Here is a 20,461-nt window from a genome sequence, read left to right as displayed (position 1 = left end):
GAGGAGCGATCATGGCGAACGACTTCAACGAGCAGATCATCGCCGAGTTCCGCGCCAACAAGGGCAAGGTCGGCGGCCCGTTCGAGGGTGCCAACCTGGTGCTTCTGACGACCACGGGCGCCAAGAGCGGCAAGCGCACGACCAGCCCGGTGATGTACTTCGAGGACGGTGGCCGCTACATCGTCATCGCCTCGTACGCCGGCGCGGACCGCCACCCGGCGTGGTACCACAACCTGGTGGCCAACCCCGAGGTGACCGCCGAGATCGGGACGGAGACGTACGAGCTCACGGCCGAGGTCGTGGGCGAGGAAGAGCGCGACAGGCTCTATGCCCACGTGGTCACGATCGCCCCGGGTTTCGCGGAGTATCAGGAGAAGACCACCCGCCGCATCCCGGTGGTGGCCCTCCACCGCGCCGCCTGACGGGCACCAGCGGCCAGAACGAGCGTCGACCGGCTGGCGGGCATCGTCCAACTGCGGGGCGTTGTCCGGCTGCGGGCGGCTAGAACGGGGCGTCGTCTGACTGGTTGGTGGTGGGGTCGGCGCGGCGGGCCATGGCGGCGGCGAGCTTCACCCTGGCGCCCTGTAGCCACTCCTCGCAGATGGCGGCCAGCTTCTCGCCGCGCTCCCACAGCTCGATCGACTGCTCCAGGGTGAGCCCGCCCGTCTCCAGGCGGCGCACCACCTCGGTCAGCTCCTCGCGGGCCTGCTCGTATGAGGGTGCCTTCTCTTCTGCCACGGGCACCACCCTAGAGTCAGGCACCGACATCCCGCGCCCTGGCCCGCCGAGGAGCCGCGGCGAGGAGCGGCTCAGCCTCTCGCCTCCGGCCACCGACTCCCGGCCGAAGGTGCGGGTCGTCGGCCCATCACCTCCAGGTCGGAGGCGCGGGTCAGCTTGTCGGCTTCGGTCGCTGCTGGAGGATGGCGGCCAGTTCGCCCAGTTCGGTCCAGTCGGCCGTGCCGGTGACGACCAGTGTGACCTCCGGCAGCACCCGGATCAGCGAGCGTTGGTTCTTGTCCTCGCGGAAGCGCTGCTCCCAGGGCTGCCCGGCCACCTGCTGGGTGCCCACGGCCCGGTTGGAGTTGGCCATCCGGTCGGCGAACCCGGCGGCCGGCTTCTCGTCGCTCTGCGCGAACATGGCGTGCTGCCTCTTGGCCGTCGCATAGCCCAGGTAGAGGACCTTGGCCCCGCCGGACCCCTTGGCGATCTTGTTGCTGTTGGGGATCCAGCCCGCAGGGTCCTTCGCGGGCGCCCACACCTGGTAGGGCACGTCATGCCCGAAGTTGGCGACGGTGATGGAGTAGTCGAGCTTGGGGATGTGCTCCTCCCGGCTCTGCGGCGTGACCAGCAGGAAAAGCCCTATCCCCACGAGACAGACGAGCAGGGCTACCGCGTAGCCGTAGAAACCTTCCGTGAACCGTCGCACAACTGGCGAGATTACCCGCTGGTGGTGCCGCCCGACGAAGCGGCCAGGCGGATCTACCCGCCGCCCGACCGAACGGGCGGGCGGATCTACCCGCCGCTCGACGAAGCGGCCGGGCGGATCTGGCCGATGATGGCGAGCACGTCCTCGGCCAGCCCGGGGTCGTCCGACAGCACCACCTCGGAGACGGCGGCCGCGAGCGCGCCCGTGAGGACGACCACCAGCGCCTCCTGGTCCTCGAAGAGCGCGGCGTTGCGCTCGGCCCATTTGCGCAGGCGGGCGCGCATGACGAGCTCGAAGCCGGGCGGCCCGTCGCCGCGCAGGAACAGCGCGGCGAGCTCGCGTTCCTCGATGCACCCGTCGAGGTAGGCGCGGGCGGCGCGGATGAAGACCCGCATCGGGTCGTTCTCTCCTTCGGCGCGAGCCTCGCGGGCGGCCTGCTTGGTCCGCTGGGCCTGCCTGCCCTGCCACTCCTCGAACAGCGTGAGGTAGAGGTCGGCCTTGCCGGAGAAGTGGTGGTAGAGACTGCCCACGCTGGCATCGGCCTTGGCCACCACATCGGTCACTCCGGCCTCGGCGAAACCCTTGGAGACGAAGACGTCTCTGGCGGCCTTGAGTAGCGCGCTGCGCGTGGCCGCGCCTCGCCCGGAGGTGCGGGCTGTCGCCGGTTGTTCCACATCGCTGCTCATGGCAGGCACATTATCCTCCGGTGACCGGGGATACAGGGACAACTACGATCGAGACAGTTTGTCCACGAGGAGGCCCTTCATCATGTCCGATCAGACGTCCGTACCCGCAGCGCTGGCCACGGGAGAGCGCGCCCCTGATCGCAACCTGGCCCTGGAACTCGTACGCGTCACCGAGGCGGCCGCGATGGCGGCGGCCCGCTGGGTGGGCAGGGGCGACAAGAACGGCGCGGACGGCGCCGCGGTCAACGCGATGCGCCAGCTGATCAACACCGTGTCGATGAACGGGGTGGTGGTCATCGGGGAGGGCGAGAAGGACCACGCCCCGATGCTGTTCAACGGCGAGCGCGTCGGCGACGGCAGCGGCGCCGACTGCGACGTGGCCGTGGATCCGATCGACGGCACCCGGCTGACGGCGCTCGGCATGCCGGACGCGGTGTCGGTGATCGCGGTGAGCGAGCGCGGCTCGATGTACGACCCGTCGGCCGTGTTCTACATGGAGAAGCTGGTCACCGGCCCCGACGCCGCTGACGTGGTCGACATCGAGGCTCCGGTGGCCACGAACATCCAGGCGGTCGCCAGGGCGAAGGGCTGTTCGTCCTCCGACGTGACGGTCGTCGTACTCGATCGCCCACGGCACGAGCAGATGGTCAAGGAGATCAGGGAGACCGGGGCGCGGATCAAGTTCATCGTCGACGGCGACGTGGCGGGTGCGATCATGGCGGCCCGCGCCGACACCGGCATCGACCTGATGCTGGGCATCGGCGGCACGCCCGAGGGCATCGTGGCCGCGTGCGCGCTCAAGTGCCTGGGCGGCGTCATCCAGGGCAAGCTGTGGCCGCGCGACGACGCCGAGCGGCGCAAGGCGCTCGACGCCGGGCTCGACCTCGGCCAGGTGCTGACCACGAACGACCTGGTGCGTTCGGAGGACGTGTTCTTCGCGGCGACGGGCATCACGCAGGGCGAGCTCATGCAGGGCGTACGGTTCAGGGGCGGGGTTGCGCTGACGCACTCGCTGGTGATGCGCGGGCGTTCCGGCACCATCCGCAAGGTGGACAGCGAGCACCAGCTCACGAAGCTGCGCGCCTACAGCGCGATCAACTTCGACACGGCTGGATAGGGACCGGATAGGGATAAGGATCAGCGGCGGCGCTTGCGGCGGGGCGGCTCTTTGACCTTGACCTCGCCCGCGAAGTTCGTGGTGCGCACCTCCACCACCGGTGCTTCGGGCTCGGTCGGCTGCTTGGTCAGCCGGACCGTGCTGCCCTTGGCGACGCGGATCACCTCAAGGCCCTCGGGCACGTGGATCTCCAGGCCGCCGAAGACCAGCGTCGCGTTGATGATGACGCGCCGGTTCTGCAGGATGGCTTCGCGGAGGTCCAGCTTGGTGGTGCCGAACATGGCGGTCACGCTCAGCTCGGCGGGCACCACCCAGCGTCCGCCGCGCTGCTCCTGTTTGAAGAACGCCGACACCGGCCTGCCGTCGAGGTTCAGCGGTTGCTGCTCCGCCGGCAGCAGGTCGGCCGTCACCGCGGCGAGCTCGCCCAGCGTCCGGGCCGCGTAGACGACGCCGAGCCGTTCCTCCAGCTCGTCGAGCATGAGGCGGCCGTCGGCGTGGGCGTCCTGGAGCACCTGGACGAACCGCTCGCGATCGTCGTCGGAGGCGCGTAGTTCGGCCGGGCGCGGGGCGCTGTCATCCTCTTTGGGGCGGCGTGCCGAGACCCATTCCTCGGCCAGCCGTTCTCCGACCTCTTGCAGGCGTGGCAACCAGGATCCCGGGCGTTCATTCACACTTCTGACGATATCCGGCAGTCGGCCACTTCGCTCGCGCCTCGGTCGCCGCGCCAGCCGAAAGTGCCCCGAAAGTCAGCCGAGAATCAGCCGAGCGTCAGCCGAGCCGCGCGACCAGGGCCGCTATCTCCTCCGCGAGCCTCTCGTCGACTTCGGCGTGGCGGTTGAGCAGGCGGTACCACATGGCGCCGAAGATCAGATCGACCGCGAGCTCCACGTCCACGTCGGCCGGGAGCGCGCCGCGCTCCAGCACCGACCTCAATGCCTGCCGGCGCGGGCCGATGAGCCTGGCCCGCAGCTCCTCGGCGAACCGGGGGTCGGCCTGGGCGTCGGCCATGAGGCCCACGACCACCCGCCCGGCCACGCCATGGGCCACCGCGAACGTCTCGCGCAGGAACACGACCAGGTCCGCCCCCGCGTCCCCGCTGACGGGCGGTGGCTGCATCTCGGCCCCCACCAGGTCGGTCATCGCCTCCAGCAGCACCTCGCGCTTGGTCGGCCACCAGCGGTAGAGGGTCTGCCTGCCGACGCCCGCCACGGCGGCGACGCCCTTCAGGGTGACGTTCGGGTATCCGTCGCGCTCGCACAGGTCGAGCGCGGCCTTGAGGATCGCCTTCCTGGCCACCTCGCTACGCGGTCTGCCTACCATGCCCGCCACTTTACAAGACACTATGCCTCGATATAGTTTCGAGGCAAGATGTCTTGAATTAGGAGGAAACACGATGCGAGTCGTGATCATTGGCGGCACCACGGGCATCGGGCTGGCGACGGCGGCCCGACTGGCGGCCGACGGCGCCGAGGTGGTCATCACCGGCCGGTCCCCCGAGCGGGTGGCGGCCGCGGTGAAGCTGCTCGGCGACCGGGCCTCGGGCGAGGCCGTGGACGCCCGTGACACCGAGGCGATGCGCGATCTCTTCGCCCGTACCGGTGCCATCGACCACCTGATCATCACCGTGACCGGCCGCGGGCCCGCCGGGCCGCTGCGCTCACTGACGCGGGAGGCGCTGGTCGAGGCCGTACAGAACAAGCTGATCCCGCACCTGCTGACCGCGCAGGCCGTTCTGGACGTACTCGATCCCAAGGGTTCGATCACGTTCGTGACCGCGGCGTCGGCGGGCTCGGCCTTCCCCGGCGTGTCCGCTCTGGCGGCGGTGAACGGCGCGATCGAGGCCGCGGTGCCCGGCCTGGCGGTCGAACTCGGCCCGATCCGGGTGAACGCCGTCTCCCCCGGCGTGATCGACACCGAGTGGTGGTCCGGGCTCCCCGACGAGGCGCGGGAGGCCCTGTTCGCCCACGCGGCGGGGAGCTCGCCGGTCGGCCGGGTGGGCCGGCCGGAGGACGTGGCGGCGACGATCGCCTACGTGGTGGGCAACTCCTTCGTCACCGGAACGGTGCTGACCGTCGACGGAGGGGGCAGGCTGAAGGCATGAGGACGATCCTGATCACCGGCGCGACGGACGGGCTCGGGCGGGAGCTGGCGCGACGGCTCGCCGCCGCCGGCGACCGCGTCATCGTGCACGGACGCGACCCGGAGCGGGTACGGCGGGCGCGGGCCGACGCAGAGGGGACCGATCCGGAGCAGACGCGGGCCGACCCGAAGCGGACACGGGCCGGCGCAGAGCGGGCCGACCCGGAGCGGGCCAGGGCTGACTCGGGTGGCACTACCGAGGGCGTTCTGGCCGATCTGGCCGATCTGCGCCAGGTGGATCGGCTGGCCGACGAGGTGCTCGATCGGTTCGACCGGCTCGACGTGCTGGTCAACAACGCCGGGGTGGGCGGCGGTCCGCCTGGCTCCGGCCGCGCGGAGAGCCAAGACGGCGTCGAGCTCCGCTTCGCGGTCAACTACCTGGCCGGATACCACCTGACCCGGCGGCTGCTCCCGCTGCTCGTCCGGTCGGCGCCGTCGAAGGTGGTGAACGTCGCCTCGATCGGACAACAGGCGATCGACTTCGCCGACCCGATGCTGACCCGCGGCTACGAGCGTCGGCGCGCGTACAACCAGAGCAAGCTCGCGCAGATCATGTTCACCTTCGACCTGGCCGAGGAACTGGCCGGGCGCGGCGTGACGGTCAACGCCCTGCATCCGGCCACGTACATGGACACCACGATGGTCCGTGAGGCGGGCGCGCCGGTGATGAGCACGGTCGACGAGGGCGTGGCGGCGACGCGGCAGTTGATCGACGGGCTCGACGGCGTGAGCGGGCGTTACTTCGACGGGCTGCGGGAGAGCCGGGCCGACGCCCAGGCGTACGACCTCGCGGCGCGCAAGCGGTTGCGCGAGCTCAGTGACGATCTCGTACGGCGAGCGCTGGGCTGATCCGCGACAGGGCCGTGGGATGGTGGCGAAAGGGCTGGCCAAGCGGCTAACCTGACCCCGCCTCACGTTCCCCCCATCAGGAGGCCGCCGTGCCGACTCCTCGTGATCGCCAGGCCCGCATAGCCACGTTCGTCGTGTACGCGGTGCAGGGCCTCTCGTTCATCACGTTGCTCGCCCAGGTCGCGAACCTGCAGACCAAACACCGGCTCGACGAGGGCGCCCTGACGATCCTGCTGCTCATCGTGCCGGTCTTCGCCGGGATGGGCAGCGCGGGCGCCGGCTGGTTCGCCTCGCGCCGGGGCAGCAAGCCGCTGCTCCGCATCGCGCAGCCGGTCGTGGCCGCCGCCGTGGTGCTCATCGCCCTCGCGCCGAGCGTGCCGCTGCTGGTGCTCGCGTTGCTGCTGTTCGGCCTCGGGCTCGGCGCGGTCGACGCGGGCATCAACATGCAGGGCGTGGCGGTCGAACGTCGTTACGGGCGGGCCGTGCTGAACGGTTTCCACTGCATGTGGAGCGTGTTCAGCACGGCCGGGGCGCTGTGGGCATCGGTCGCGGCCGAGCTTCCCTTGATCGTCACGATGACCGTTCCGATGGTCGTGGCGGTGGCGGGCTCCCTGTACGCCGGGCCGCAGCTGTGCACCGTCGAGGAGGAGAAGGTCGAGGAGACCACCGCGACGGCCACCGGCGGGTTCCCGTGGAAGCCGATCATCCCGCTCTGCCTGGCGATGGCCTTCCTGTACGTCGGGGACGCCTCGGTCTCCAACTTCAGCACCGTCTACATGCAGCAGGTGCTGGCCGCGAGCCCCGCGGTCGTCCCGCTGGCCTACGCCGCCTACCAGGCCACCACGCTGCTGATCAGGCTCGGCGGCGACGTCGCCGTCAGGAAGTACGGACCGGCGGCGATCGTCAGGATCGGCGGCGGGATCGCCGCCCTCGGCTTCCTGGGCATCGTCCTGGCGCCCAGTCAGCCGCTGGCCATCCTGGCGTTCGGCCTGACCGGGGTGGGGCTGTCGGTGATCGCGCCGCAGTCGTTCTCGGCGGCGGGGCGGCTCGACCCGGCGGGGACGGGGGTGGCCATCGCGCGGGTCAACATGTTCAACTACGTCGGCTTCATCGTGGGCGCGGCGCTGGTCGGTGGCATCGCCAGTGCCAGTGACATGCAGGTGGCGTTCGCCGCGCCGTTGGTGCTGTCCGCCGTGATCATCGTCCTGGCCAGGGGATTCGAGCCGCGACGGGTCAAAGAGATCGCATGACCCCTAGATAGGCGAGGCTCCGCCCTACGTCGTGGACCGGCTCGTCCCCCGGCCCGGACAGGACCACGTCCTGCTCCATGACGTACCAGCCCTGGTAGCCGCTGCTCTCGAGGCCGGAGACGATGCCCGCGATGTCCACGTCGCCCTGCCCGAGCGGCCGGTAGACGCCCGCGCGCACGGCCTGCGTGTACGTGAGCTCGCCGCGGGCGACCTGCCGGGCGAGCGACGCGTCGACGTCCTTGAGGTGGACGTGCGCGACGCGGCCGGGTTCGGCCGCGGCCAGGGCGGCCGGGTCGGTGCCGCCGATCAGCAGGTGCCCGGTGTCCAGGCAGAGCGGGATCGAGCTGCCGCCGAGCACCCGGCCGACCTCCTCGCGGGTCTCGATCATGGTGCCGACGTGCGGGTGGAGAGACACTCCACGGCCGTACGCCGCGGCGATCCGGTCGAGGTTGGCCAGCAGCGTCGCCCAGCCCTTCTCGTCGAGGACCGGCCTGGTGTCGTAACCGTCGGCGCCGGTGGCCGCCGCCAGCACGAGCATGCCCGGCGGGTCGGAAGGCAGCCCGGGGAGCGGGTCGTGGCCCGGATCGTGCAGCACCACGGGCACGAACCCGCCCGCGACGCTCAGGCCGTACTCCTCGATGAGGGCGGGCGTCAGGAAGCCGTCCGGGCCCAGCTCGGTCGCGGTGAGGCCGAGGTCGCGCATCTCGGCGAGCACCCGCTCGGGCGGAAGCTGGAAGCCCCAGCCGGGCACCTCGCACACGCCCCACGAGATGGGCGCTCCAGCCAGGTTCATGGCGCTACCTCCAAATCGATAGCCAGGTTCATGGCGTCACCTCGGCGACCTCGACCGGACGGTGTTCGCGGCGGGAGAGCTCGGCGGCCTCGGCGACGTACAGGGCCGCCAGTGCGTCTTCGATGGTGCACAGGCTCACGTCGCTGCGGAGGAAGCAGTCGATCTCGGCCGCGTACGCGTCGGCGAAGCGGGTGACGAAGTCGGGCCACGGCTCCCCGGGCGGTTGCAGACCCTCCGAGCTGGTCAGGGGCGCGCGCGGCCCGAGGCCGACGGCCCGGGTGCCCTTCGTACCGGCCAGCTCCATGCGCACGTCGTAGCCGGCGCCGTTGTAGCGGGAGCCCTGCAGCGTGGCCAGCGTGCCGTCGTCGAGCGTGAGCAGCGCGGCGCTGGTGTCGACGTCGCCCGCCGCGCCGAAGAAGGCGGCGCCCCGGTTCGCGCCGGTCGCGTACACGGACACCACCTCGCGTCCTGTCACCCAGCGCAGGATGTCGAAGTCGTGGATGTGGCAGTCGCGGTAGAGACCGCCGGACAGCGGGATGTACTCGGCGGGCGGCGGCGCCGGATCCGCGGTGATGAGGTGAACCCGGTGCAACTCCCCCAGCTCACCCCCGCGCAGCGCCATCGCCGCGTCGATGTAACCGGGGTCGAACCTGCGCTGGAAGCCGATCTGCACCCGGTTGCCCCGGCTGGCCGCGAGCACCTCCACGGTCTCCTTGACGCTCCCCGCGACCGGTTTCTCGCAGAACACCGGGATGCCCAGCCCGCATGCCTTCAGCAGGAGCTCGGCGTGCGTGCTGGTCGGCGAGGCGATGACCAGCACGTCCGCCTCGAAGGGGTCGCCCGGCCTGCCGTACGGCGACTCACGTACGGGATCCGAGACGATCAGCTCGTCCACCAGCGGATGTGCGGCCAGGGTGGCCGCGTGAAACGCGCCGATCCTGCCCAAGCCCAGCAGTCCCACGCGCATGGCGCCTCCAATGAAGTGGGGATTTCTTTCTAAGCGCGACCTTCTCCATCAGTCAATATTTTGTCCTGACATTCTGACCTTTAAGCCTTGGATGACCTCTGCGGCACGGTGAGCCGGGAGGCGGGCGAAGCCGACCACGACCCCGGGCGGTCCAGGCGTGAGGCGCGTCGGGCCGACCGGGTCGGCGGCCAGGCCCAGCTCGCGCGCCGGCCGTACGAAGGCGTCCTCGTCCGAGCCCGGCGGCAGGTCCAGGTAGGCGTGCAGGCCCGCCGCGATGCCCCGGACGCGCACCTCGGGCAGGTGCTCGGCCACCGCCTTGACCAGGGCGTCCCTGCGGCGCCGGTACTCCCGGCGCATCCGGCGCAGGTGCTTGTCGTAGCCGCCGGTACGCAGGAAGTGGGCCAGGGCGTACTGGTCGATGACCGGCGAGCCCAGGTCCAGCTCGCCTCTCGCCTGCCGCATGGACTCGGCCAGCTCGGCGGGGGCCGCCACCCAGCCGAGCCGCAGCCCGGGAGCCAGGGCCTTGCTGACGCTGCCGGAGAGGATCACCCGGGCGGGGGCGAGGCCCTGAAGGCAGCCGACGGGATCACGGTCGAAGCGGAACTCGGCGTCGTAGTCGTCCTCCAGCACGACCCCGCCGGTCTCGGCCGCCCACTCCATGAGGGCGGCCCGCCGGGCCGGGGAGAGCACGACGCCGGTGGGGTACTGGTGGGCGGGGGTGATCAGGACCGCGTCCGCGCCGCGCGCCCGCAGCTCCGTCACGACGAGGCCCTGGTCGTCCACCGGGACGGGGACGAGCTCGGCGCCCGCCCGCAGGAGGAGGGGAACCTGGCGGTGGCTGTTCGGGTCCTCCACGGCCAGGCGCAGGCGGCGGCTCCTCTGGGTGAGCACCTGGACCGCCAGGCTGATCCCCTGGGCCACCCCGCCGACGATCACCAGGTTGTCGGCGCGTACGTCCGCCGCCCGGACCCGCCGCAGGTAACCGGCCAATTCGTCGCGCAACTCCGGGACGCCGCCGGGGTCGCCGTAGTCGAACACGTCCGAGGGCATCGTGGTGAGCACATGGCGTACGGAGGCCAGCCAGCGCTCCCGGGGAAAGCAGCCGAGGTCGGGAGAGGTGGGGCGGTGGCCGTAGTGAGGGCTGTAGACCGGGCCACTCGCGGGGACCACGTCCATTGCCGAGCGGGCCGAGGTGGGGGCCACCTGGGTGCCCGCGCCGACGCGGGAGATCAGGAACCCCTCGGCCACCAGCTGCTCGTACGCTTCGACCACGACGCCCCGCGAGACCTGGAGGTCGGCGGCCAGGTCGCGGCTGGCGGGCAGCCGGGTGCCCGGAGCGAGGCGGCCATGCCGGATGGACGCGCGAATCTCCGCCGCGATCTGCCCGGCAATGCCCCCTTGATCACGATTTATCGGGACATGTAGGTCAGCCACATTGGTCCATCCTTTTAGCGGGACATTGGACTGCTGCTATGAGCCATTGTGTCCCTAGTCTCCTTTCCATGAGAAGCGGAGTCGCCGGGGCCGCCGCCGCCATGTTCCTCGTGGGGACGCTGGCGGGCGTGTCCGGCCTGATCCAGGACTACCCCGTGTACGGCGGGCAGGCGGTGCGCTACCTGGTCGCGGCGGTGATCTGGCTCGTCGTGATCCGGGCGCTCGGCCTGCGGTTCGTCCGGCTGACGCGGCGCGAGACGCTGTTGCTCGTCGGCCTGACGCTGCTCGGGCTGGTGCTGTTCAACATGTGCGTGATCGAGTCGACCCGCACCTCCGGCCCCGCGCTGGTCGGGACGGTGCTCGGCACCGTGCCGCTCGCCCTGGCGCTGCTCGGCGGCCGCCCCGCGCCCCGGCTGCTGACCGGCGCGGTGGTCGTGGTGGCGGGCGCGACGCTGGCGACCGGGCTCGGCAGCGGCGACCTGCCCGGCCTGCTGTGGGCGCTGGGCGCGTTGGTGGGCGAGATCAGCTTCTCGATGCTGGCCATCCCCCTGCTGCCGAAGCTGGGGGCGATCCGGCTGTCGGCGTACTCGGCGGTGCTGGCCGTCCCCATGCTGGCCACGATCGGCCTGGTCAAGGAGGGCACCGGCATGCTCCAGACGCCGAGCCCGGCGCAGGCGCTCGGGCTGGCCTACCTGGCGACCGTGGTGACCGTGCTGGCCTTCTTCCTCTGGTACACCGCGCTGCCCAAGCTCGGCCCCGGTCACGCCGGGCTGTTCGCCGGGCTCATCCCGGTCGGCGCGATCACCACCGGGCTCGCGCTGGGCATCGCCACCCCAACGGTCTTCGACCTACTGGGCGCCTCATTGGTGATCGCGGGCATCCTGATCGGGCTGACCACCACACGGAAGCGGGAACCGGTCTCCGTCTCCTGACAGCCGGCTCCGTCTCACAGACCACCCAGACGGCCAACGCCGCCGCACAGACCACCCAGATGGCCGACGTCGCGCACGTCACGGCGGTCGGCCACCTCCACCGGAGGAGCGTGTCCCTGGACAGGGCCCGGCCACGGTCGGCGGGTGGGGCCCACCGAGCCGGCCGTAAAAGAGCGTGAAGAGCCTGAAGGCCGTGTGCGACGGCGCCCAGCCACCTCCACCGGGCCAGCCGTAAAAGAGACTGGTAGAACAGATAGGCTCTGTGCGGCGAATGGGGAGGATCATGGGCGAGTTCGATTACAGCGAGTTGCTGCCGCTGGGCGCCGACGAGACGCAATACCGGCTCATCACGCCGGACGGCGTGCGGCGGGTCGAGGCCGCCGGGCGCAGCTTCCTCGAAGTGGAGCCCGAGGCCCTGCGGCTGCTCACCGAGACCGCGATCCACGACATCTCCCACTTCCTCCGTCCTTCGCACCTCGCCCAGCTGCGGAAGATCGTCGACGACCCCGAGTCCAGCGGCAACGACCGGTTCGTCGCCCTCGACCTGCTGAAGAACGCCTCCATCTCGGCCGGCGGCGTCCTGCCCATGTGCCAGGACACCGGCACCGCCATCGTCATGGGCAAGCGCGGCCGCCACGTCCTCACCGACGGGCGCGACGCCGAGCACATCTCGCGCGGCGTCTACGACGCCTACACGCGCCTCAACCTGCGCTACTCGCAGATGGCGCCGCTGAGCATGTGGGAGGAGAAGAACACCGGCAGCAACCTGCCCGCCCAGATCGAGCTGTACGCCGAGGACCCCTACGGACACGCGGACGAGTACAAACTGCTGTTCATGGCCAAGGGCGGCGGATCGGCCAACAAGTCGTTCCTGTACCAGGAGACCAAGGCCGTGCTCAACGAGAAGCGGATGCTGGCCTTCCTGGAGGAGAAGATCCGCTCGCTCGGCACCGCGGCCTGCCCGCCGTACCATCTGGCGATCGTGGTCGGCGGCACGTCGGCCGAGTACGCGCTGAAGACGGCCAAGTACGCCAGCGCCCGCTACCTCGACTCGATCCCCACCTCGGGCTCCCCTTCCGCGCACGGCTTCCGTGACCTGGAGCTGGAGGCCAAGGTCTTCGAGCTGACGCAGAAGCTCGGCATCGGCGCCCAGTTCGGCGGTAAATACTTCTGCCACGACGTCCGCGTGATCCGGCTGCCCCGGCACGGCGCGTCCTGCCCGGTGGCCATCGCGGTGTCCTGCTCGGCCGACCGGCAGGCCCTGGCCAAGATCACGCCGGAGGGCGTCTTCCTGGAGCAGCTGGAGACCGATCCGGCCCGCTTCCTGCCGGAGACCACCGACGAGCACCTCTCGGACGACGTCGTCACCATCAACCTCAACCGGCCCATGCCGGAGGTCCTGGCCGAGCTGTCGAAATATCCGGTGAAGACGCGGCTCTCGCTGACCGGCCCGCTCGTGGTCGCCCGCGACATCGCGCACGCCAAGATCGCCGAGCTGCTCGACGAGGGCGGCGAGATGCCGCAATACCTGAAGGATCACGCCGTCTACTACGCGGGCCCGGCCAAGACGCCGGAGGGTTACGCGTCGGGTTCGTTCGGCCCCACGACCGCGGGGCGGATGGACTCCTACGTGGAGCGCTTCCAGGCCGCCGGCGGCTCGATGGTGATGCTGGCCAAGGGCAACCGGTCGAAGCAGGTGACCGACGCCTGCAGGGAGCACGGAGGCTTCTACCTGGGGTCCATCGGCGGGCCCGCGGCCAGGCTGGCCCAGGACTGCATCAAGAAGGTGGAGGTCCTGGAATATCCGGAGCTGGGGATGGAGGCGGTGTGGAAGATCGAGGTGGTCGACTTCCCCGCGTTCATCGTCGTCGACGACAAGGGTGACGACTTCTTCACCGATCGCACCGGGCCGGTCCTGTCGATCGGCCGCCGCTGACACTCTCGCGAACCGGTCGCCGAAAGGGTGCCGGGTGAGCCGTCTCCGGCCGCTCGGCACCGGCGGTCGGATGACGCTCAGGCGGCACCCGTCAGGTGAGGCTCAGACTGGTAATTGACGACTCAAGCGGCCACGAGGCCGCGGTGGGGCGCGACGACGGAGCCGTCTGGAAGGAGCAACCCGGTGTCCTCGAACAGCACCACGCCATTGCACAGCAGGCTCCAGCCCTGATCAGGGTGAGCCGAGATCACGTGTGAAGCCTCACGGTCGGGTGAGTCGGCGGTGGGACAAAGCGGGTAGTGACTGCACATCGTGCACCTCTCAGGTGGCGCTCCTGTATGGGTTTCAAAAGGGCAGCTGTCGCCCCGACGGCGTGCGAAGGTCCAGTGCGGGTGCGACCGGCCTCTTTGCCGGTCGGCGACGAACCTGACTCTGGCACATCCTCATCACGTCCCTCAACGAACTCGTCTCGGTTATTGGTTCCGGTAAGCACCAGGGCGTTTGTCCCCAGTGTGACCGCCGCCACTGACAGTTTCGGCCGCCTCCGGGTTCATCCGATCCCCTTAACTTCACTCTGCCCCTCGGCCCTTACCACACCCTTACAACTCGCTTACGGCTGGGTCAGCCCCTATGAGCAACTCTGCCGAACGCCCGCGAGCTTCTTGCGGGGCATCGCGCACAATCCTGGTGACCAACTTGGGCCAGATGCCATATCCGCAGGTCAGCGGCCAGAGACAGATTCGGACGGGCACCCTGCCGAGGCCCTAGGGCGGGTTCGGTGGCCGTGGATCTTGGCGCGTTCCCAAGCGGAGGGCGGTGCGCGGCGCTGTCAGGGTGCCAAGCCGAGGTTCAGGGCCGGGGGTGCGGGGGGGCCGGGAGCCTCTGGGTGAACGGCTGGCCATCGAGCGTGTTTACCACCATCATGGGATCGCCGCTGGTGTTCGATGCCCGGGAGCACGCCTACTCCTTATCAACCGGACCGATGTGGACGGCAGGTTTGCTGACGTCACGAGTCAGACCAGTTGACTTAACTTCGCAACATTTTATCGGCCCCGCCTCTACTGGTCGGTTTAGACAAATAGGTAAGCTGCCTGCCATGCGTGCGCCCTCCGGTTACCTACTAGCCGCGCGCTACCGGCTTCTGGAGCCGGTCGGCCGCGGCGGCATGGGTACCGTTTGGCGAGCGCACGATGAGCTGCTCGACCGGCACGTGGCGGTCAAGGAGGTCCGACTGCCGGCCGTGCTCGACGAGGAGCTGCGGGCCGAGCTGTGCGCCCGCACCGAGCGCGAGGGCAGGGCGACCGCGATGGTCGCGCATCCGTCGGTCATCACCGTGTTCGACGTGGTCACCGAGGACGACCGGCCGTGGATCGTGATGGAGCTGCTCCATGCCAAGTCTCTTGAGCAGCTGATCCTTGAGGGCGGACCGCTCCATCCCCGCAAGGCGGCCGAGATCGGGCGGCAGATCCTCGGGGCGCTGCGGGCCGTACACGCCAAGGGGATCCTGCACCGCGACGTGAAGCCCAGCAACGTGCTGGTGATGGAGGACCGCGCGGTCCTGACGGACTTCGGGCTGGCCGCACTGGAAGGTGACGTTTCTATTACCCAGGCGGGCATCGTGCTGGGCTCCGCGGGATACATCGCTCCAGAGCGGGTGCTGGGGTCGAAGGCCAGTCCGGCCGGTGATCTGTGGTCGCTCGGCGCGACCCTCTACACCGCCGTCGAGGGCCGGGGTTTGCACGGGCGCCGCACTGCCGCCGCCGCGCTGGCCGCGCTCACCAGCGGCGAGCCGATCCCGATGACGAAGGCCGGGCCGCTGGCGCCGGTTCTCGACGCGCTGCTGCGCATCGACCCGCAGACCAGGCTCGACTCCGTACGCGCCTCGTTGATGCTGGCCAGGGTCGCGGCGGGCGGCTCCGCCGAGGAGCCGCTGGCCCCGACCAGATCGGTACGGCCGGCACCGGTGATCACCACTCCCTCTTTCGCGCGCAGGCCCGCACACCGCGGACTGCACCGAGCAGAGGCCACCGCGGCCGCTTTGGCGGTCCCGCCACCACGTCAGGAACGTAAACCGGGTGAAGGGTCCCATCGGAAACGGGTCGAACCCCGACCTACACCATCCGCTTATGCCCGTTTCAAAGCGACGGTGATAAAGTTGTGCCTTCCTCGACGGTTCTGGCCAAGAGAACTTCGCAAGCGAGGGTAAAGCACTTCCCAAGCGAGAATCGATATCTTCTTCTCATGCCGGAACAGCAGACACGCCTGCTCGCGGAGCGCTACGAGCTCATCGCGCCCCTCGGCCGAGGGACCATGGGCACCGTATGGCGCGCCCGCGACCGCGCGCTCGGGCGCGAGGTGGCGGTCAAGGAAATCCGCCAGGACCCGGGTCTCACCGAGGAACAGCGGTCTGAGCTGCGCGAGCGCATGGTCCGGGAGGGGCGCATCGCCGCCCGGATCCAGCACCCGTCCGTCGCCGCCATCCACGACGTGCTCATCCACGACAGCAGCCCGTGGATCATCATGGAGCTCATCGAGGCCCGCTCCCTGGAGCAGGTGATCGACGAAGAGGGCCCGCTGCCGCCCCGGCTGGTGGCGGAGATCGGCGTCGACCTGCTCGGCGCGCTGCGCGCGGCGCACTCCCAGGGCATCACGCATCGCGACGTCAAGCCGGGCAACGTGCTCATCACCGAGAACGGCCGGGTGGTGCTGACCGACTTCGGCATCGCCAAGGCCGAGGGCGACTCCCGGCTCACCAAGACCGGCATGGTCATCGGCTCGCCCGGATACACCGCGCCGGAGCGGGCCAGGGGCGAATACACCGGCCCCGAGTCCGACGTCTGGTCGCTGGGCGCGACGCTCTACTTCGCGGTCGAGGGCCGTCCCGCGTACGAGCGGTCCACGATCGCGGAGACGCTCGCCGCGCTGCTGAGCGAGAACGCCGACCCGCCGACCCAGGCCGGGCAGTTGCGGCCGGTGCTGACCGGGCTGCTGGACAAGGACCACAAGCGGCGACTGTCGGCGGCCAAGGCGGAGACCTTGCTCAGGATGATCGCCGACACGCCCACGAGCGAGATGCCGGCGATCACGGCGGAGGCCCTGATCGCCCAGGAGGCCGGCGTGCCCGACTCGAACGACACGGCGCCCGCCGTACAACCCCCCAAGGCGGCCGGGACGTGGGGTCCCCCACCCGCCGCCCCCGGCCGTGGAGCGCAGGCTCCGGCCGGTCGTGGTGCGGGGGCTCCGCACGCCGCGGCAGGGCCGGGCGGAATGACGCCGGGCAGCGCGGGCCCGAGCGGGCAGGCTCCGGGCGGGGCGTTCGGTCCCGGCGGGCAGCCGGGCGGGGCGTTCGGTCCCGGCGGGCAAGCCGGTCCGCGCGGGCAGGGGCCGATGGGCGGGCCGCAGGGCCCCGGGCCCGGTCCGAACGCGTTCGGCACGCCCCCGCAGGGCCCCCAGGCAGGAGCACAGGCCGCACGGACAGACGGGGCGACCGGAGCGCGGCCACACGGACCTGCGGGTGCGCCATCCGGGCCCGCAGGCACCCCTCACGGAGCTCCTGGATCCACGGGCACGCCGTCCGGCCCTGTGGGCGGCCCGTCCGGACCCGGTGGACCTCAGCGTGGTGCCGGAGGGCCCGGTGCGCCGACCGGGCCTCGCCCGAGCGGCGCGTACGACCCCGAGCGGACCATCAGCGTGGCGCGGCCGAAGACCCCCATGCCCCAGGACCCGTCGCGGCGTGGCTCCGACGAGCAGAGCACCGTCACCACCCGCATCCACCACCCTCCGGGGCAGCAGGTCTACCCGGTGCCCCCGCCCCAGCAGAACCCGCGCGGCCCCCAGCCCGGACCGCCGCCCGGTGGGCCGCAGGCAGGGCCGCCGTACATGGGACCGCAGGCCGGACCCCCCATGGGGCCGATGGGGCCGCAGCAGGGGCCGCCGACCGGCCCGCACGCGGGCCCGCCGCGCCCGGCGGGGCAGCCGGGGCAGGAGCGCCAGGCCGGGCAGGGGCTGGGAACGGACCTGTTCGCCATCGCGAAGGAGCCCGAGCAGGGCCCCACGGGCAACCGCAACGGGATGCTGGTCCTGATGGCCGTGGCCGCGGCCGCCGCCGTGGTGATCGCCGTCCTCATCGTGGCGCTGCTGTCCAGCTGAGCCGAGACGGCCGCGTCCTGTCGAGCCAAGCTGGCACGGCCTCGTCGTGGCGCCCTTTCGGGCTGTTCCGGGATGCGTGAGCCAGACTGGGAGGCATGAGCGAGTTCCGCATTGAACATGACTCCATGGGTGAGGTGCGCGTTCCGGTCGGAGCCAGGTGGCGCGCGCAGACGCAGCGGGCGGTGGAGAACTTCCCGGTGTCCGGACGGCCGCTGGAGCCGTCGCACATCGCCGCGCTCGGCCTGATCAAGGCGGTCGCCGCCGAGGTCAACGGAGAGCTCGGCGTGCTGGAGAAGGACATGTCCGAGGCCATCGCCCAGGCCGCTGCCGACGTCGCGGAGAACGAGCACGACGATCACTTCCCGATCGACGTCTTCCAGACCGGTTCCGGCACCTCCTCCAACATGAACGCCAACGAGGTCGTCGCGACGCTGGCCGAGGAGCGACTGGGCCGTCCCGTACACCCGAACGACCACGTCAACGCCTCGCAGTCGTCCAATGACGTGTTCCCGACCTCGATCCACGTGGCGGCGGCGACGGAGGTGACCTACCACCTGCTGCCCTCCCTGGAACACCTGGCGGCGGCGCTGCGGGCCAAGGCGATCCAGTTCGACCAGGTGGTGAAGTCCGGGCGGACGCACCTCATGGACGCCACGCCTGTGACGCTGGGGCAGGAGTTCGGTGGCTACGCCACGCAGATCGAGCACGGCTCCGTACGGGTGAAGACGGCGCTCGGCCACGTACTGGAGCTGCCGCTGGGCGGTACGGCGGTGGGCACCGGCATCAACACCCCGCCGGGCTTCGCGAAGCAGGCGATCGAGAAGCTGCGCGAGGCGACGGGGATCCCGTTCAGGGAGGCGATGGACCACTTCGAGGCGCAGGGCGCGCAGGACTCCATCGTCGAGCTGTCGGGGCAGCTGAAGGTGGTCGCGGTCTCGCTCAACAAGATCGCCAACGATCTGCGGTGGATGGGCTCCGGGCCGCGCGCCGGGCTGGGCGAGATCAACCTGCCGGACCTGCAGCCGGGCTCGTCCATCATGCCCGGCAAGGTCAACCCGGTGATCCCCGAGGCGACGGCCATGGTCGCGGCGCAGGTGATCGGCAACGACGCCGCGATCACGTTCGCGGGCGCGTCGGGCAGCTTCGAGCTGAACGTGCAGCTGCCGGTCATCGCGCGGAACATCCTGGAGTCGATCCGCCTGCTGGCCAACGTCTCGCGACTGCTGGCCGACCGGTGCGTGTCGGGGATCACGGCGAACGTGCCACGGCTGCGGGAGTACGCGGAGTCGTCGCCGTCGATCGTCACGCCGTTGAACCGGTACGTCGGCTATGAGGAGGCGGCGAAGATCGCCAAGCAGGCGTTGGCCGAGCGCAAGACGATCCGCGAGGTGGTCATCGAACGCGGCCACGTGTCGGCCGGCCGGCTCACGGAAGAGCAACTCGATGCCCTGCTGGACGTACTCTCCATGACCCGGCCCGCCGAGTGACGACAACCTCGAAACGCCCGCCGAGTGACGACGGGCCCCAAGACCACCCGCCGAAGTGACGACGGGCCTCAGGCCGCCCTGTGGGTGGCCTGGGCCCAGCGGGTGAGCAGGGTCGCGGCGGCCCCTGAGTCGACGGCGTCCCCCGCCCGCTTGTAGGCGTGGGCCAGAGCCCCGGTGAGGTCGGCGGCGGGCGGTGTGCCGTCGGCCGCGACCAGGGCGGCGGCCGCGTTCAGCAGGACGATGTCGCGGACCGGCCCCCGCTCGCCCGCCAGGACCGCCCGTGCCACCGCCGCGTTGTGCGCCGCGTCGCCGCCGGCCAGGTCCGATGGGCGGGCTCGTGGGATCGACAGGTCCGCCGGGTCGAAGCGGGTCCGGGTGACCGTGCCCTTGCGGACGAGCCAGATGGCCGAGGGGCCGGAGGTGGTCAGCTCGTCGAGGCCGTCGTCGCCGCGGAAGACGAGCGAGGAGCCGCCGCGCTCCGCGAGGACGCCCGCGATGACCGGCGCCAGGTCCGGGTGGAAGACGCCGACCGCCTGGGCGGCCGGCAGGGCGGGGTTGGTGAGGGGGCCGAGGAAGTTGAAGACCGTGGGCACCCCCAGCTCCCGCCGCGCCCCCGAGGTGCGTCTCAGCGCCGGATGGAAGGTGGGCGCGAAGCAGAACGTGATGCCGACCTCCTCCACGACCCGTGCGACGCCGGCCGGTGACAGGTCGATGACCACGCCGAGCTCCTCCAGCAGGTCGGCGGCTCCGGTGGTCGAGGAGGCGGCCCGGCCGCCGTGCTTGACGACCTTGGCCCCGGCCGCCGCCGCCACGATGGCCGCCATGGTCGAGACGTTGACCGTGTTGGCCCGGTCGCCGCCGGTGCCGACCAGGTCGACCGGGTCGCCGGGGATCCTGATGGCCGCCGATCTGGCGAGCATGCCGTCGGCCAGGCCCGACACCTCCGCCACGGTCTCGCCCTTGGCGCGCATGGCGATGGCGAACGCGGCGATCTGGGCGTCCGTGGCGGCGCCGGACATGATCTGGTCCATGGCCCAGGCGGCCTGGCCCGAGGTGAGCGAGGTGCCATCGAGGAGGGTGCTGAGCAGCGCTGGCCAGGTTGTCACTGGACGCCCTTTCGTCTGAGGTGCTCGACAAGGGGGTCCTGACATGACGACGGCCGCCTCGTCGAGGCGGCCGGGGTGCGTATGCGCTAGGAGGACCGCCTAGAAGGCGGGCCACCAGGAGTACGAATACGCGTGCATGGGAGAAACCGTACCAGGCACGCGGGTGCCATGGCCGCCGGGACACACCACA

The 20,461-nt window shown here is 70.8% G+C and carries 20 protein-coding genes; 10 read left to right on the top strand and 10 right to left on the bottom strand.

Going from position 1 to position 20,461, the window contains the following annotated elements:
- Positions 1–11: 11 nt before the first annotated feature.
- Positions 12–422 carry a nitroreductase family deazaflavin-dependent oxidoreductase gene (locus ACQP2T_RS08380; protein WP_433515609.1) on the top strand — a complete coding sequence of 137 codons (411 nt, stop codon included), beginning with the start codon at positions 12–14 and terminating at the stop codon, positions 420–422.
- 79 nt (positions 423–501) lie between these two features.
- Here ACQP2T_RS08380 and ACQP2T_RS08375 read toward each other — a convergent pair whose 3' ends face one another.
- The 3 genes from ACQP2T_RS08375 to ACQP2T_RS08365 all read right to left on the bottom strand — a co-directional run bounded on the left by ACQP2T_RS08375 (position 502) and on the right by ACQP2T_RS08365 (position 2,112).
- Complete coding sequence (locus tag ACQP2T_RS08375; protein WP_225296495.1) at positions 502–768, bottom strand: exodeoxyribonuclease VII small subunit; 267 nt, start codon at positions 766–768, stop codon at positions 502–504.
- Between the two features lie 121 nt (positions 769–889).
- Entirely contained in the window at positions 890–1,426 is a 537-nt protein-coding gene (locus ACQP2T_RS08370) for a DUF4245 domain-containing protein (RefSeq protein ID WP_433515608.1), read from the bottom strand.
- 86 nt (positions 1,427–1,512) lie between these two features.
- The gene (locus tag ACQP2T_RS08365) at positions 1,513–2,112 is read right to left on the bottom strand and encodes a TetR/AcrR family transcriptional regulator (RefSeq protein ID WP_433515607.1); all 600 of its coding nucleotides are present in this window, start codon (positions 2,110–2,112) and stop codon (positions 1,513–1,515) included.
- Positions 2,113–2,194: 82 nt separating this feature from the next.
- Here ACQP2T_RS08365 and glpX point away from each other — a divergent pair, with 82 nt between their 5' ends.
- The gene (gene glpX, locus ACQP2T_RS08360) at positions 2,195–3,229 is read left to right on the top strand and encodes a class II fructose-bisphosphatase (RefSeq protein ID WP_433515606.1); all 1,035 of its coding nucleotides are present in this window, start codon (positions 2,195–2,197) and stop codon (positions 3,227–3,229) included.
- Positions 3,230–3,249: 20 nt separating this feature from the next.
- Here glpX and ACQP2T_RS08355 read toward each other — a convergent pair whose 3' ends face one another.
- Positions 3,250–3,900, bottom strand: coding sequence for a DUF1707 SHOCT-like domain-containing protein (locus ACQP2T_RS08355; protein WP_433515605.1), 651 nt, complete (start codon positions 3,898–3,900; stop codon positions 3,250–3,252).
- A gap of 97 nt (positions 3,901–3,997) precedes the next feature.
- Positions 3,998–4,549: a TetR/AcrR family transcriptional regulator gene (locus ACQP2T_RS08350; RefSeq protein WP_433515604.1), complete on the bottom strand. Its 552-nt coding sequence runs from the start codon at positions 4,547–4,549 to the stop codon at positions 3,998–4,000.
- A gap of 73 nt (positions 4,550–4,622) precedes the next feature.
- Here ACQP2T_RS08350 and ACQP2T_RS08345 point away from each other — a divergent pair, with 73 nt between their 5' ends.
- From ACQP2T_RS08345 to ACQP2T_RS08335, 3 genes are all read left to right on the top strand, one after another.
- Positions 4,623–5,330: an SDR family oxidoreductase gene (locus tag ACQP2T_RS08345; RefSeq protein WP_433515603.1), complete on the top strand. Its 708-nt coding sequence runs from the start codon at positions 4,623–4,625 to the stop codon at positions 5,328–5,330.
- Positions 5,327–6,217 carry an SDR family NAD(P)-dependent oxidoreductase gene (locus tag ACQP2T_RS08340; protein WP_433515602.1) on the top strand — a complete coding sequence of 297 codons (891 nt, stop codon included), beginning with the start codon at positions 5,327–5,329 and terminating at the stop codon, positions 6,215–6,217. The genes ACQP2T_RS08345 and ACQP2T_RS08340 overlap by 4 nt, the downstream gene beginning before the upstream one ends.
- Before the next feature lie 89 nt (positions 6,218–6,306).
- Complete coding sequence (locus ACQP2T_RS08335) at positions 6,307–7,467, top strand: MFS transporter (protein ID WP_433515601.1); 1,161 nt, start codon at positions 6,307–6,309, stop codon at positions 7,465–7,467.
- On the opposite strand, the gene ACQP2T_RS08330 is transcribed toward ACQP2T_RS08335, so the two are convergent.
- From ACQP2T_RS08330 to ACQP2T_RS08320, 3 genes are read right to left on the bottom strand one after another with little or no spacing between them, the layout of a single operon-like run.
- Positions 7,451–8,260, bottom strand: a complete 810-nt coding sequence (locus ACQP2T_RS08330) for a TIM barrel protein (protein WP_433515600.1) — start codon at positions 8,258–8,260, stop codon at positions 7,451–7,453. The genes ACQP2T_RS08335 and ACQP2T_RS08330 overlap by 17 nt on opposite strands.
- Before the next feature lie 28 nt (positions 8,261–8,288).
- Entirely contained in the window at positions 8,289–9,227 is a 939-nt protein-coding gene (locus tag ACQP2T_RS08325; protein ID WP_433515599.1) for a Gfo/Idh/MocA family protein, read from the bottom strand.
- A 48-nt stretch (positions 9,228–9,275) separates the two neighbouring features.
- Positions 9,276–10,661 (bottom strand): PLP-dependent aminotransferase family protein, encoded by a 1,386-nt coding sequence (locus ACQP2T_RS08320; protein WP_433515598.1) that lies wholly within the window; start codon positions 10,659–10,661, stop codon positions 9,276–9,278.
- Positions 10,662–10,729: 68 nt separating this feature from the next.
- On the opposite strand from ACQP2T_RS08320, the gene ACQP2T_RS08315 reads away from it, so the two are divergent.
- Together ACQP2T_RS08315 and ACQP2T_RS08310 are read left to right on the top strand one after the other, a co-directional pair.
- On the top strand, positions 10,730–11,593 hold the full coding sequence (locus tag ACQP2T_RS08315; protein ID WP_433515597.1) for a DMT family transporter: 864 nt from the start codon (positions 10,730–10,732) through the stop codon (positions 11,591–11,593).
- A 283-nt stretch (positions 11,594–11,876) separates the two neighbouring features.
- Positions 11,877–13,529: a fumarate hydratase gene (locus ACQP2T_RS08310; protein ID WP_433515596.1), complete on the top strand. Its 1,653-nt coding sequence runs from the start codon at positions 11,877–11,879 to the stop codon at positions 13,527–13,529.
- Positions 13,530–13,651: 122 nt separating this feature from the next.
- Here ACQP2T_RS08310 and ACQP2T_RS08305 read toward each other — a convergent pair whose 3' ends face one another.
- Positions 13,652–13,840, bottom strand: coding sequence for a DUF5999 family protein (locus ACQP2T_RS08305; protein WP_214639679.1), 189 nt, complete (start codon positions 13,838–13,840; stop codon positions 13,652–13,654).
- Positions 13,841–14,625: 785 nt separating this feature from the next.
- Here ACQP2T_RS08305 and ACQP2T_RS08300 point away from each other — a divergent pair.
- The 3 genes from ACQP2T_RS08300 (at position 14,626) to ACQP2T_RS08290 (ending at position 19,165) form a co-directional block, all read left to right on the top strand.
- Entirely contained in the window at positions 14,626–15,735 is a 1,110-nt protein-coding gene (locus ACQP2T_RS08300) for a protein kinase domain-containing protein (RefSeq protein ID WP_433515595.1), read from the top strand.
- A gap of 35 nt (positions 15,736–15,770) precedes the next feature.
- Positions 15,771–17,678, top strand: a complete 1,908-nt coding sequence (locus tag ACQP2T_RS08295; RefSeq protein WP_433515594.1) for a protein kinase domain-containing protein — start codon at positions 15,771–15,773, stop codon at positions 17,676–17,678.
- Between the two features lie 95 nt (positions 17,679–17,773).
- Positions 17,774–19,165: a class II fumarate hydratase gene (locus ACQP2T_RS08290; RefSeq protein WP_433515593.1), complete on the top strand. Its 1,392-nt coding sequence runs from the start codon at positions 17,774–17,776 to the stop codon at positions 19,163–19,165.
- Between the two features lie 68 nt (positions 19,166–19,233).
- Here ACQP2T_RS08290 and trpD read toward each other — a convergent pair whose 3' ends face one another.
- Positions 19,234–20,271, bottom strand: a complete 1,038-nt coding sequence (gene trpD / locus ACQP2T_RS08285; protein ID WP_433515592.1) for an anthranilate phosphoribosyltransferase — start codon at positions 20,269–20,271, stop codon at positions 19,234–19,236.
- Between the last annotated feature and the right edge of the window lie 190 nt (positions 20,272–20,461).

The organism is Nonomuraea sp. CA-143628 (assembly GCF_050942315.1).
Lineage (GTDB): Bacteria > Actinomycetota > Actinomycetes > Streptosporangiales > Streptosporangiaceae > Nonomuraea.
Note: the sequence above shows the minus strand (reverse complement) of the source record. Positions and strands in the feature narration are given on the sequence as shown.